Below are 12,655 nucleotides of genomic sequence, written 5' to 3' on the forward strand. Positions count from 1 at the left end.
CACGAACCTATCCCGCCACGCCGACATGCTCACGGCACTGGCGAGAAGGTGCCGGTCTGGTAGTCGATGGCCCAGCCGTTGGCGGTGTTGGAGATCTCGACTCGCTCGTCGACCGCGCCGTCGCAGGAGCGCATGTCGACGATCACGGAGGCGGGGACCAGAGCGTCGCCGGCATAGGTGGGGGTCGCGGCGTAGTAGAGAGGGCACTCATCCCCGTCGTGGGTGTCGAGGTAGGCACGGGCGCGAGTCTCCGCGTAGGCCATCCCGCCGGCGTACTGACCGTCGATCTTCGTGGATCCGACGTTCTGAGGGCGTGTCCCTGTGATGAGGTTCTGCAAGGACGCGGCGCCGCCGAGGGAATCGGCGACCAGGTGCGAACGGTTCCAGAACCAGCCCCTGTAGGAGGCCGATCCCGCAACGCCAGGGGCCGCGGGGATCGTGACCGTCCGGTTGTGCCCCCAGCCTGCAGGCGCGACCGTGATCTCTTCACGACCACGCGCCTCAGCCGCACGTCGCTGGCTCGAGGTGAGATCTCCGTACGCACAGACAGCCCGCCCGAGCCGATCGACGGGGCAGTACTCGACGACACCCGTCTGCGCGGGCACATACAGACGTTGTGCGGTTCCGAGCACCGTGAAGTAGTCGCCGGTGGGTGCGGTCGGCGCCGAAACAGGGGGCGTGCTCGTCGACGGTGACGAGGGGTGCAGGGTCGCGCTCGGTGCCGTCGACGGGTTGGGAGCGTGGCCGATCGCCGCAACGCAGGCTGCCGCGATCGCCAAACTCGTCAGGGTGATGGCGATTGCGGTGATGCGACGGAAGCGGCTCATGATTCTCTTTACGGTCAGCGCTCGTGCTGGGTTCGTGCGGCTGTCGCCTCGGCCGGAGCATCAGGATCGCCCCACAGCCACAACGGGGACGGCTCCTTGTCGGCAACCGCCATCATGCGCTCCAGTAGCGCGTCCGCCGCCGCTGTGTTCTCGGCGGTGGCGATGACGTGTGGCCGTGCGAGGTCCTCGTCTGCACCTGGAGTCGTGAGCTCGCTGGCGGCTCGTAGGCTATCAGCGGTCGCATCGAGCGCGACTCGGGCTTCTGGCGCCGTCATCCCGAGCATGCGGGCGGCTGTGGCGAGGTCGACGGGCATCGGGTGAGCGGGATCGAAGGTGGATGTCTCGATGCGGCCTGATGCCGGGTCGAACGTGACTGTGACGACGTCCGTTTCCTGGGCACTTGGTCGAGCGATACCGACGTGCGGACGATCGTGGTCGACGTCAGGCTCCCACACCTGTAGATCGGCTCGTGCTGCTCCCAGGTGCCGGGACAGGCTCTCCTCGAACGCATCGAGCTTGCTGTGGAAGAGTCGGTCTCGGTTCCTGGTCTGCAGCGAATCGAGGTCCTGGGCGAGGTCCTGCTGCTCATCAAGGTCCGCGGCTTCATGCTCTGCCGCAAGCCAGCGCCGATCGATGTCGTCCTCGCCGGCGGAATCGATGCTGAGGTTGTCGTAGATCCGCCGCTGGTACTCGGTGTGCGCTTGCGCGACGATGCCGGCCATGTGCTCGGGCTGGACGCGTGGGCCGGAGTAGAAGTAGTTCAGGATGGTTGCGGTGTTCGCCTCGGTGAGGCGGACCTGTCCTGCGTCGCGTTCGATCTGCTCAGCCAGGGCGTGGTCCTCATCGAAGATTGATCCGCGCAGCGCACCAACGAAGGTGCCCCGCTCGAGGTCGCTCAGATGGATGAATGGCTGGCTGGTCTCGGGCGCGTTGGACGGAGCGATCGCATCCACCACACGACGCATCCTGGGCGGAACGGTCTCGGCATCCCATCCCCACGAATCGATGCTCTCAACGAGGGCGGCGCGAGTTGATTCGTTGGCGACGTCGATCTGCCCACTCCGTTCCACCTGGTCTGCAAGTGACCGAAATGAATCGCTGTACGCGTCGTGGGATCGGGCGGCGTCATTGGCCTGGCGAGCGTCAACCTCACGGTCCTGTTGCGCCAGGCCAGGGTTGGCGATGTAGCGGGGATCGTTCCCGATGGTCTCTGCTTCGTCGCCGGGCTCGACGGAGAGCAGTTCACCGGCGATTCGAGAGTGGTAGTCCGCGTATTCTCGCAGCGTCTCCACCAGACCCGCCGCCTCTTGACTGTCCAGATAAAGCAATCCAGGGCGCTGCTCCCCGGCGTTTCGTACATCCATGGTGCTTTCCTCTCATCTCGTTCGTCCAGCGGACGTTGTGTTGGGGCCAGGCATCTGAGGCCGTCGAATTGTGCGGGCGTCTAGCGGCCGTCGAGGGGCGGTGGCGGTGCATCCTCAGACGGCGGCGCGTCGTCGTCTGAAAGGAGAAGGAAGTCATCGCCGTCGGCAGGCGGTGATGGCGCGTCGACCGGTGACGGAGACGGGGCCGTGCCCGGACGTGATGGGGCTGGGCGAGCAGCCCTCGCCGTGGGACGGGATCCGGCCTCCTGTCGCGGCTTGGGCTCGGGGGCAGGCCGCCAGCTGAGGTCCTCGTCGAGGAAGGACTCGAAGCGCTCCGGGTGGCCGTCGTGGGTGGGCAGTTTCTCGGGGCCGCCCCACTCGTCCTGATCGGGGATGTCGTGCAGGATACGCAGCTGCTCGATTCGCTGGAAGGTGGGCCAAAGGCATCGTTCGTGCCACTCGACGAGGGTGAAGCTCGGGACGCGGGAGCTCTTCGAGTAGGCGTGCTGGTAGGCGACCATGAGCGCGGTGAACAGTTCCACGAGGATGGGGTGCTTGTACCAGTCAGCGACGACTCGTGCCCCTTGCCCGCCGAGGTAGCGCAGGTATCTGCGGTCGAGGAAGCTCACGAACGCGGTCAGCTCGCCCCAGAGCTTCCGGGCCTGGACCTTGTCGAGATGCTCCCACTGCCAGGGCCCGCCCGGCTCCCCCGACAGGTGGGTGATGATCGTTTCGAGGGTCTTGTCGTGCGCCTGCAGCGCACCGGTGTGGTCGTCGATCAACCCGGCGTGGTTCGTGAGCACGAAGTCGTGGCCACCAACCGGGTACGCCGGAACCTCCTCCGCGGCGCCGGCGCCGGCGTCTGCGCTAGGGGCGGGGTCTGCGGTGAACTTGACCATGGTGATCTCCTTGTCGTCTATGCGGCGGTGGCGACGTCTTGGCGCCGCAATTGCTCGGTGGCCCATTGCTGCGAGCGGGTGTAGTCGTCGCGTTCGTCGGACTCCCACCAGGCGGGCATGTGCAGGATCCCGACGGGCAAGTTCCGGTAGAACATCGCAGCGTGCCCCTCAGCGAGCGTGCGCAGCTCGCCGACGGTGAGGACCCGTTCCTTCGCGGTCGACGTCGACGTGGATGTCCCGTTCGTTCCGGTCGACGTCGACGAGCGTTCGACCTCACGCTCATCGGTGAGCCCGGACAGCTCAGTGAGCATCTGGTAGTCGCGGGATCCTCCGAAGATGATCAGGCAACTGGAGAGGTGGATGATCGTGTCGGCGCCTTCCTCCCCGAACCGTTGAATGGCCTGCTTGCGGCCCTGCAGGATCGCGGCAACCTGGATGCCGTGGCCGCGGCCGTCGGTCATCAGCGAGGGTGCCGAGGGCATAGGGCACACGTTGGCGAGCTCGTCGAGCACCATGGTGAGCACCGGGCTCAGCGGAGCCTCTTCACCGGCGTCCATCGCCTTGGACTGCAGGGACTCGGCCAGAGCGGTGATGACGGGGGCGGCGAGCCCCTTCTTCTTCGACAGCAAGTACAGGCTGTCCGTGCTGGCCAGGAACTCGTCGATGTCGAGCATCAGCCGACCCTCAGCGGGACAGACGGCGTCGAGGATCTCGGGCAGAGCCAGCGATTTCAGCATGATGCCGATGGTCTGGGCCGTGTTGTTGCGGGTCTCCTTGGCCTCGCCCCGGCAGTAGTTCTTCAGGTCCTTCAGCCATTGCCGCTCGACGAGCGGATGAGTGGATCGCTGGAGAACTGTGTAGGGGGTGTCGTCGTCGAAGTCGCGCATCCAGGAGACGACGTCGCGCATCGTGTACGGCTTCTGCGTCTGGACGTTGCCGATCGCCGCGGCGTGAAGAAGACAACGCAGGACGATGCTTGCCGACTCTGCGAAGAAGCTGGAGTTCGACGAGCCCTTTCCGAGGGGGCGGGCGGCTACAAGCGCGTCGGCGCGCTCCTGCGCGACCGCTGGGTTCTCGCACCCGGCGACGATGTTCCAGCCCACACGCCATTTCCACCGCTGCAGGATTCCGTACTCCGGTGCGAACACGAGAACGCGCCCGCGTCGGGAGCGCTGCCATGCCGTCAGCAGGAAGACGTCCATGCGTGTCGACGTTGTGACCACGGCGCCGACGGCGTGAACGACCATCTGCACCACGAACCGCATGGTCTTACCGGCGCCCGACATCGCGAGCACGGTGAACGAGTCCTCGAAGGTCGGGTAGAACGGCTGTCCGTCGATGAACCCGATCGGTCGCGGGCCCTTCCCGGAGCGCTCGTTCTGCGTGCGCACCTCCTGGCGCCCGAGCGTGCCTTCCACCTTCACCCGGTGCGGGTGACGGTTGCTCCACCAGCGGGCGATGAACCACCACGCCGCGCAGAGGATCGCGACCAGGAGCCCGAAGACGACCCAGTAGACGACAGGGGCGGCGAGCATCACACCGTCCGGCAGCGATCCGCCGCCAATCCGCGCTGCGGCGACTTTCACCGACGTCGCGAAACCGGTGGGCGTCAGGAACGGGACCCCGGCAGAGGTGAACGCGAGGGCCGCGTGCAAGCTGAACAGGGCGATCAGTACCGCGAGGGCCAGGTACAGGCCGGCGCGGGTCTCCGCCTTCACGATGCCACCCCAAGCGATGCGGCGGCGATCGCCGCGGGGGCGGACGATGCTGCCGGCGATGTGAAGATCAGCGAGAGCAGCACGAGCACGGCGGCGGCAGCGATCGCGGTGATCGCGCCGGTGTAGATCAGGTTCTTCATGGGGATGCCGTTGTGGTCACGGTTCCCGGCGAGACGGAAGCCGGCGGCGACGATCACGAGCAGGATCCCCACGGCGATGAGCAGGCTGAGCGCCGGGTAGATCATCGTCGGGTCGTGCACGATCGCGCCGATCAGTGCGAGCAGCGCTCCCCCGCACGCCCAGATCAGGGCGGCACGCAGCACGGGGCGCGCGCGTTGACGCAGATGATCGGAGGCGTCATCCACCATGGGCAAGATCTCCGCGGACTCCATTTCGACCTGGGGCTCTGGCGAGCGGACGATGATCCGCGGGAACAGCATCAGAAGGCCCGTTGCCGCGGCGCAGATCAACGCCGCGGCGGCGACAATGATGCCGAGGAGGGCAGCCATACTGCCGAATACCTCCACGGTGGATGGAACGATAGGAATGGTCTTCATGGGGGTACCTCTCAGGCTTTCGTGGCGGATAGCGGATCGGTCGCGTCGCCGAGGTCGATGTGCACGTGGTTGCAGGAGTCCTCGAACGTGTGGAAGTTCTTGAAGGACATGTCGCCGCGGCAGTTGGACTGGCCGGTGCCGGATCCGTTCGGCATCACCTGGTCGAGATAGGCGAGCAGCTCGAGCGAGGCGGCGTTGCCTCCGTCGACGCCGCGGCCGCCGACGCTGACGATGTCGAGCGCTTTGGACGGGTGCGCGCAGTGCAGCGAGAACGCGCAGTTCAGGGCGATGCCGACGCAGGGCCGGTTGATGTCCGAGACGCCCAGAGACCCGTACTTCTGCAGGAGCCCTGCCATCAGTTGCAGGATCCTCGGGTCGATCTCGCACTCGGGGCGGATCGGCTTTCCTTGAGCGATCGGGATGATCTCCTCGGTGATCATCGACGACTCGAAATCGACGAGGGTTCCGGCCTCCCACCCGGCGACGAGGACCTGCGCCGCCTGCTGCGCACTGGCCTGGCTGAATGCCGCAGCCCCGGTGCACGTGGTCTTTGCGGCAGGTGCCGTGTTCACGTCGACGGGGCGCAGGTTCGGATCCGTCGACCCTGCGGGAAGCGGGATCGCGGGACTCGCCCCGGTGAGGGTGCCCACGATCGCCGCGGCCTCGGTGGCGTGTCCGATCACCTGGTCGACGTAGGAGGGCCTGTCCGTACCGTTCGGGTACTCCGCTGCGATCTGGACCGACATGGCCGCCTGGCCGACGCTCAGGGTCGTCCAGGACGGGATCGCGGCGAGCCGGGTCAGGAACTGCGTGGCCGCCCACACCGGGTCCGTCGCGTTCACGTAGCCGGCGGAGGGGCGCTGCTGGAACAGGCCCAGGGAGTCGCGATCGCCATGGTCCAGGCTCTCCAGCCCGGACTCTTGGATCGCCGTGGCCACGGCGACGGTCGCCGCGGCGTTCGCGATCGCCGGATCCGGGAACACCGTCTTGGCAACACCGATGATGGTCTGCGCGTTCGCTTTCTGCGACGCCGACAGCTGCAGGGGCCCGTCGCCGGTCGCGGCCGTGATGGGCGTGCCCGGTGTTGTGCATGCCGCGGCCGCGGGAGCCGCGGTGAGGAGCATCCCGATCACACCGACCGCTGCCGCTGCGAAGAGCAGGAACGCCGCCGTGAAGGCCACTGCGATCTTCATGCGGCGTCCTTGAGCTGCTGGCCACCGAGGCCGCCGTCGGTGTCCGTGACGTGCTCCTCGATCGAGGAGCGCAGGTGGCGGATCCGGCGTTCGGGCTCGAGGCCGACCTTCACGTAGCTTTCGCCCTTGGGGAGGCGCTGCACGTACTCCACGGCGTCCGGGTGCATGCCGGCGAGCTGCACCGCGGCGAGAGCGTCCGCGGGCCTGGCCTGCCGGTAGATGTACACGGTGCCGGCGTCCTGGATGAATGCGATCGCCGGGTCATCGGCGGGGATATCGGAGGGGTGGTGGATCGCGACGACCAGGATGAGGCCGAGGGCTCGAGACAGGCGGGCATTCGACCGCAGGCGTGCACCCATCGGGCCTCGGACCAGGTACCAGCCTTCCTCGACGATGAGGAAGAGTACGTCCCGGTGCCCCTCAGCGCGTCGGGCTTTCAGCTGCTCGAGCACCCACGTGTTGATGACGCTCATCACCACCGAGAGGACCGGCCCTTCCTCGGGCAGGTCCGACACGTCGAAGATGGTCAGCTTGCGTCCGAGGGAGACCTCGGGACTGGTCTGGCCGGAGAAGATCCCGCCGTACGCTTCGGTGAGCTCCTCGAGCTCCGCGGCGAGTCCCCACGCGGCGGTGATGATCCGGTCCCTGATCATCTGCGGCGCGATCGCGGGCGGCTGGTGCCGGTAGAGCTCCGCGATCAGGTCGTCGAGCTCCGGCACTCTCTCCTTGACGTCCTTGTACACGGTCGCGAGGGTGCGGCGCAGGACCTGCCGCGCCCACTTGTCCGGACGTTTGCCGGACATGAGGGTGAGCGCGTCGACGAGGATCGCGTAGGGGCCTTTCGTGCCGGTGACTTTCGGGTCGAGCAGGTTCAGCCGCGATCCGGTGCCGTCCAGGGTGAGACGCACCGGCTTCACGTTCAGGAGCCGTGCGACGGGCGCGTACTCGTCTTCGTTGTCGCCCTGCATCTTCTTGGAGATGACGACGGCGCGGCGGCCGGTCAGGAGCAGCTGGCGCAGCAGGTAGACGATCTTCAGCAGGGACGACTTACCTGTGCCGACGTCGCCGAAGATGCAGACGTTCGGAGAGTCCACGCGCCGGGGGAAGGCACGGTAGGCAGTGACCGGGTCGTGGTGGAACAGCTCACCGGTCATGGTGTCGATGCCATCCAGCACGCCGTCGTCGTGCGCGTTGGAACGGATGATGGCAGGGTTGAGGATCTCCGTCTGCCGGGAGGTGGAGATCGCCCCGGAGACGGCGGCCTTCAAGAACCCGGCCGACTTCTGCCACCGGTTCACGGTGATCTGGTATCCGCGGTCCGGTTCCCACGACCACAAGGGCGCGAGCGGGTCCGGGGCGAACAGTTCTTCGCGCGTCTGAGGCGCGTCCGTCACGGTGGTCATAGCGACTCCACTTCCGATGCGAGCGATTCCATGCCGGTGAAGACCTGCTCACCGCGTCCCTTTTCTGCCGGCAGGATGCCGCGGCCGGTGGGCCAGCAGAACGCGGCGGCCGTCGACGACTGCGTGTCCATCCACTCGAGCTGTCCGAGCCCGGCGTTCGACGCGGCCGCCTGCATCGCCTCGCACGCGTCGCGCAGCTGCTTCCGGTCCCCCGCGGACACCGACAGATACCCGACCCAGGCGGCACCGACATGCCCGGTCCCGGGTGCGAGATCGAGACGGCGCCGCATCGCCGCGGAAAGGTTCGCGGCCGTCTCCAAGTCTTCGAGGCGTCCGTCCTTGGCGCGGCTGATCCGGTCGGCATCGTCGGACGTCACATCCTTGTCGGCTGCCGTGCGGGCGGTCGCCTGCGGGGACAGCTCCTGATGGAATGTGAGGGTGCGCGGGATCTGGTCGCCCATGTGCGAGAGCATCGGGTGCATCCACAGGGCGTTGCGCTGGGATCCCTCAATGCTCTCCACGTCGATCCGTGCGGTCCGCACGAGCGTCTGAGACAGGCCCGACCGGCCTGTCTGCGCGAAGTAGGTGGTCGAGTGCCACGAGTCCTCGGACGGGAGGAACCCGCCCATGGGGGTGATGTCCGAGACACGGTCGATCGGGAACGACGGGACCTGCATGTGCCGGATGACCGCCGCGGTCTGGCGGGCGGTGAGCGCCCGCACGTCCTGGAAGCCGGCGTTCGTGAGCGCCGAGGCCATGCGGGAGATCTCGCGCATCATCAACGCGACGTATCCTGCCTGGCCCTCGTGGAGGGTGGCGGCCTTGCGTTCGAACGTTCCCGTGACGGGCCACGACACGACGACGAAGTGCCTGGGGATGAGAGCCGAGTTCCGGTTCGTGTCGAGGTTCTCCTTGTAGCTGACCGCGAGCACCCCGGGCGCTGCGGGGTCAACCTGATCCTCGATCCACGCCTCGTGGCGGGCGGAGTCCGGCGGGAGCGTGCGCACCAGGGTCTGGATCCGGGTGGGAAGGGTCAGCGGGTCGCCAAGCCCCGCAGTCAACCGACCGAACGACTCCGACGCCTGGTCATAGACCGTGTCGGAGCCGACACCGTCGACCTGGCCGGTCGTCGCGAACGTCACCGCCAGGTACTGGTCGCCCTCGGCGGGCCGATGCCACTGGATCCCCGGCTCATGCCGGGCATCGTGCAGCCACCGGAACCCGTCCAGGCCGTCCGGCGTCTCCCTCATCGCATGCAAGTTGCGGGTCGCGGCCTTGCGTTCTTTGCGGGTCTTCGCGTTCGCCACGGCGTCGGTGAGAACGTCCCAGAGTTCCTGGTCGAATGGGAGATAGACCGTGGTGCCGTCGTTCTCCCGCCACCTCCAGCGGCGCCGCTTCACGACCCGCTCCCACAGCGATCCTGTGACACCTGGGGACAGGGCGAGGAGAGCTAGGGCCACGAACACGGCGCCGACGATCAGCACCCACTGGATGAAGATGCCGACCAAGAGGAACAATCCCCCGATGACGACGACCGGGATCAGCCGCTTGTGCTTCCCGCCGAACAGCTTCCGGTTGGCGGATTCTCCGCCGAGCATTGCTACGCGCATCACATCTGCCCCATCTCTGCCAGAGCGGACGCGAACGCCCGTGCCTTCTGCTTGCCGCCATTCGCCGCGGCGAGTACTGCAGCACCCACCAGCAGCGGAACGCCCACCGCGGCACCGACACCGGTCGCGGTTGCTCCTGTGCCAGCGGCGGCGGTTGCTCCTGCCGCCCCTGCACCACCTGCGGCGCCAGTGCCTGCTACACCTGCCGTCGCGGCGGCTCCTGCTGTGTTCGCGGTCGCCGCACCCGCACCCGTGGCCGCTTTCGCTCCGGTCCCGGCCGCAGCCGTAGCCGCTTCGGATCCCACCACAGCCGTACCCGGTGACGTCGTCGACATGACCGCGGGGGAAGTCGACGGTGCCTGCGTCGGAGAGGCAGCAGGTGGCGTGCTTGCGACATCTCCGGCGCTCTTGGGCTTGCTCGACGGCTGCGGCAACCGGTTCACCAGGTTGTCGCGCCCGAATCCGCTGGAGAGGCCCGCCGTGCCGGCAGGGCTGACCCGCGTTGCCGCCATCACGCCCAGCATCATCGGAGCGAGAGACGCCATCAGCATCCCGATCGCGGGAACACACACGGCGAGGACCACCGCCATCGCGTCCCCTGGTGTCTGCGTCGCCTGGAAGGCGACGTTCGCCGACATCTGCGTGGCGATACCGATCGCGAGGATGATCAAAACCGGGGCACACCAGATACCGATGAGCGCCAGGACCATCAGCCACGCGGTCCGGCGAGTCTCCGGCAGTGTGATCCACACCCAGGCAAGGGGGAAGAGCCCTCCGGTCATGTACGAGACCACCAGGCCCATCAGCAGGACCAAGAACATCGTGCACGCCGACAGCAGCAGGAACAGGATCAACCCGAGAGCGATCAGCGGTTCCGGGAGCAACGCGAGCGTGTCGCCGTTGGTGACTAGTGTCCCCACCTGCGTGACGAACGTGTCGACGTTCTGGCCGGTCATCCACACGGCCAATGCGTTGGTGATCGTCATGATCAACCCACCGACGACGAACATGCCCCAAGGGGCCAGCAGACAGCCGACGAAGAACGCCGGAGACCCGGTGACGATCATGTCGGCAACCTGCGTCGGGGTGAGCCGCTTGCGGACCAGGCCGATCATGAACACGAGGCCCCAGACGAGGATCGCCACGGAGAACACGATCGAGTACTGCTTCAGGAACCAGTCCGAGGTGAAGTCCGGGGTCAGCGCCTTCAACGCCCACGGGATCACCGTGGCGAGGATGAACTTCGCCGCCCCGCCGAACGCATTGGTGAGGAACCCGATCGGATCCGTCGCGAACGACACCGCATTGCCGATACCGGCAGCTGCATCCCCCGCGGCCTTCCACGCGCCCGTGATCGTGTTCCAGATGGAACCGAATCCGTCACCGATCGAGCCCCAACCGTCCGGTCCCATCAGCACGCCCCCTTGAACTTGTTCGCCTGCGGGCTCACGATCGCGGTCTCCTGCGCCGCGGTGACACCGCCAAGGTTCGAGAGCACCCAGCCGTCCCGGGTGTGGTTCAGGACCACGTCGAGCACCACCTGGTGGGTCTTGCCCTCAGCGTTCGTCTCCGTGACGCCATTCGTCAGCGGAGTGAACATCACCAGCACGACGGTCTCGTCGGCGGTGTGCGACTCGACGATGTACTGGCCGCCCCACAGGCTCGCTGAGCCCGCAGTGCTGGCCATGCCGCCACGGCCCACGACCTTCCCGACCTGGTCGGCCGCGTTGCCCGACGTCGCCTGCTGCAGGAACAGCGGCAGGTCCGCATCCATGGGCGTCAGACCCACCAGCTGCACCACGGCACCAGCGAACTCGGCGGCACCCTTCGCGGTGAAGTCACGATTCGCGCGCAACGCGAGCACTGACCGAACCGAGATCGGCACCGCGGTGCAGCCGGACGCGCCGGCGCCCGACGCATCAGGCGCCGACGTCGGCGCAGCCGCCCCAGGAGTCTGCGGGGCCTCTGACGGGGCGCTCGACGCGCCGGGACGGGCAGCAGGAGCGCCTGCGGACAGCCCGGCAACGATGAGGACGGCCGTGAGGATCGAGGAGATCACCACCGCGGCGGCAATCCCCCCGACCCATGCCCACACGCGCCGAGACTTGCGAATCTCGCTCATCATCCAGCCGCGTTCGAGACGAGGTTGATGATGATGAAGCCCAGCGAGACCAGCACCATAAAGCAGCCCATGACGATGAACACGAGCGCCGAACCGAGGAGTTCCTTGCGGGCGTGCTCGACCTCATGCGACATGTTCTTCTTGATCGCGTCACGGATGTGGAAGATCGCGGGCATCAGCTTGATGGCGGCCCAGATCAGCAGCACGCCCCAGATGAGACCAATGCCGATCGCGAACGCTGCAGCGTTCTTCCCCGTCAACCAGGAGAAGTCGATCTTCACATCCTTGAACGGATTGTCGATATCCGCCGCCACCAGGCGGAAGAGCAGCTTGTCACCAGTCATCACTCAGCTCCATCTGCGGTAGCACGACGGCGTCGCATCCATCCGGCCGCGGCGATACCCGCACCCGCGGTCAGCAGAACACCACCGGCAGCGAGCAGCGGCCCGGACTCGGCACCGGTCGTCGCCAGCTGCGGGCGAGAATCCCGCGTCGACGAGGACTCCTCATCGCCGCTCGAGCTCGAGCTGCTCGCCGGCTCCTCCACCGACGTCGTGGTCCCGGGGTCCGTCGGCGTCGTGCCCGGGTCCGTCGGCGTGGTTCCCGGGTCCGTGGGCGTTCCAGGATCGGTCGGCGTCGGGGTAGGCGTCGGCGTCGGATCTGTCGGTCCCGTGGGGTCGGTCGGGGTGGGCGTCGGAGTCGGGTCCGTCGGGCCAGTGCCGGGGTCCGTGGGATCGGTGCCAGGGTCGGTGGGCTGCGGGTCCGGGGTGCCCGGGTCCGCCGCAGACACCGCCGTCGGCACGGTCACGTGACCGGTGCTCGCATTGGCGGCGATCGCGGGACCAGCGAACAGCAGCGCTGTGGCGACTGCCGTACCGGCCACGGTCGTCAGCGGTCGAATCGTCTTCATGAGGTTCTCCTGATCTGGGAGGTGAACGGGACCACCGGATGGTGGCCCCGGG

12 protein-coding genes are annotated in these 12,655 nt (G+C 67.3%); all 12 read right to left on the bottom strand.

The features are described from left to right. Nucleotides 1–29: 29 nt before the first annotated feature. Nucleotides 30–827, bottom strand: a complete 798-nt coding sequence (locus ACIPY5_RS19835) for a DNA/RNA non-specific endonuclease (protein WP_400973942.1) — start codon at nt 825–827, stop codon at nt 30–32. Nucleotides 828–841: 14 nt separating this feature from the next. Then, a complete protein-coding gene (locus ACIPY5_RS19840) occupies nt 842–2,191 on the bottom strand; it encodes a hypothetical protein (protein ID WP_400973945.1) in 1,350 nt (449 codons plus the stop codon). An 80-nt stretch (nt 2,192–2,271) separates the two neighbouring features. After that, nucleotides 2,272–3,090 carry a hypothetical protein gene (locus ACIPY5_RS19845; RefSeq protein WP_400973947.1) on the bottom strand — a complete coding sequence of 273 codons (819 nt, stop codon included), beginning with the start codon at nt 3,088–3,090 and terminating at the stop codon, nt 2,272–2,274. A 17-nt stretch (nt 3,091–3,107) separates the two neighbouring features. Further along, nucleotides 3,108–4,808, bottom strand: a complete 1,701-nt coding sequence (locus ACIPY5_RS19850; protein ID WP_400973950.1) for a type IV secretory system conjugative DNA transfer family protein — start codon at nt 4,806–4,808, stop codon at nt 3,108–3,110. Then, complete coding sequence (locus ACIPY5_RS19855; RefSeq protein ID WP_400973952.1) at nt 4,805–5,176, bottom strand: hypothetical protein; 372 nt, start codon at nt 5,174–5,176, stop codon at nt 4,805–4,807. Before ACIPY5_RS19855 ends, ACIPY5_RS19850 begins: the two co-directional genes overlap by 4 nt. A gap of 200 nt (nt 5,177–5,376) precedes the next feature. Next, nucleotides 5,377–6,558: a hypothetical protein gene (locus ACIPY5_RS19860; protein ID WP_400973954.1), complete on the bottom strand. Its 1,182-nt coding sequence runs from the start codon at nt 6,556–6,558 to the stop codon at nt 5,377–5,379. Next, nucleotides 6,555–7,961 (bottom strand): ATP/GTP-binding protein, encoded by a 1,407-nt coding sequence (locus ACIPY5_RS19865; protein WP_400973957.1) that lies wholly within the window; start codon nt 7,959–7,961, stop codon nt 6,555–6,557. Before ACIPY5_RS19865 ends, ACIPY5_RS19860 begins: the two co-directional genes overlap by 4 nt. Beyond that, entirely contained in the window at nt 7,958–9,571 is a 1,614-nt protein-coding gene (locus ACIPY5_RS19870; protein ID WP_400973959.1) for a hypothetical protein, read from the bottom strand. Before ACIPY5_RS19870 ends, ACIPY5_RS19865 begins: the two co-directional genes overlap by 4 nt. Then, a complete protein-coding gene (locus ACIPY5_RS19875) occupies nt 9,571–10,989 on the bottom strand; it encodes a hypothetical protein (protein ID WP_400973962.1) in 1,419 nt (472 codons plus the stop codon). The genes ACIPY5_RS19870 and ACIPY5_RS19875 overlap by 1 nt, the downstream gene beginning before the upstream one ends. Continuing rightward, nucleotides 10,983–11,435 carry a hypothetical protein gene (locus ACIPY5_RS19880; RefSeq protein WP_400973965.1) on the bottom strand — a complete coding sequence of 151 codons (453 nt, stop codon included), beginning with the start codon at nt 11,433–11,435 and terminating at the stop codon, nt 10,983–10,985. The genes ACIPY5_RS19875 and ACIPY5_RS19880 overlap by 7 nt, the downstream gene beginning before the upstream one ends. A gap of 257 nt (nt 11,436–11,692) precedes the next feature. After that, nucleotides 11,693–12,037: a hypothetical protein gene (locus ACIPY5_RS19885; RefSeq protein ID WP_400973967.1), complete on the bottom strand. Its 345-nt coding sequence runs from the start codon at nt 12,035–12,037 to the stop codon at nt 11,693–11,695. Further along, on the bottom strand, nt 12,037–12,603 hold the full coding sequence (locus tag ACIPY5_RS19890; RefSeq protein ID WP_400973970.1) for a hypothetical protein: 567 nt from the start codon (nt 12,601–12,603) through the stop codon (nt 12,037–12,039). The genes ACIPY5_RS19885 and ACIPY5_RS19890 overlap by 1 nt, the downstream gene beginning before the upstream one ends. Nucleotides 12,604–12,655 lie beyond the last annotated feature (52 nt).

The organism is Microbacterium sp. NPDC089698 (assembly GCF_044749045.1).
GTDB lineage: Bacteria > Actinomycetota > Actinomycetes > Actinomycetales > Microbacteriaceae > Microbacterium.

Bases quoted from the DNA above. Each gene is read 5' to 3' on its own strand.
- ACIPY5_RS19890 (WP_400973970.1), bottom strand. From the start codon at position 12,603: ATGAAGACGATTCGACCGCTGACGACCGTGGCCGGTACGGCAGTCGCC.
- ACIPY5_RS19860 (WP_400973954.1), bottom strand. From the start codon at position 6,558: ATGAAGATCGCAGTGGCCTTCACGGCGGCGTTCCTGCTCTTCGCAGCG.
- ACIPY5_RS19865 (WP_400973957.1), bottom strand. From the start codon at position 7,961: ATGACCACCGTGACGGACGCGCCTCAGACGCGCGAAGAACTGTTCGCC.
- ACIPY5_RS19855 (WP_400973952.1), bottom strand. From the start codon at position 5,176: ATGGTGGATGACGCCTCCGATCATCTGCGTCAACGCGCGCGCCCCGTG.
- ACIPY5_RS19835 (WP_400973942.1), bottom strand. From the start codon at position 827: ATGAGCCGCTTCCGTCGCATCACCGCAATCGCCATCACCCTGACGAGT.
- ACIPY5_RS19885 (WP_400973967.1), bottom strand. From the start codon at position 12,037: ATGACTGGTGACAAGCTGCTCTTCCGCCTGGTGGCGGCGGATATCGAC.
- ACIPY5_RS19845 (WP_400973947.1), bottom strand. From the start codon at position 3,090: ATGGTCAAGTTCACCGCAGACCCCGCCCCTAGCGCAGACGCCGGCGCC.
- ACIPY5_RS19840 (WP_400973945.1), bottom strand. From the start codon at position 2,191: ATGGATGTACGAAACGCCGGGGAGCAGCGCCCTGGATTGCTTTATCTG.
- ACIPY5_RS19870 (WP_400973959.1), bottom strand. From the start codon at position 9,571: ATGCGCGTAGCAATGCTCGGCGGAGAATCCGCCAACCGGAAGCTGTTC.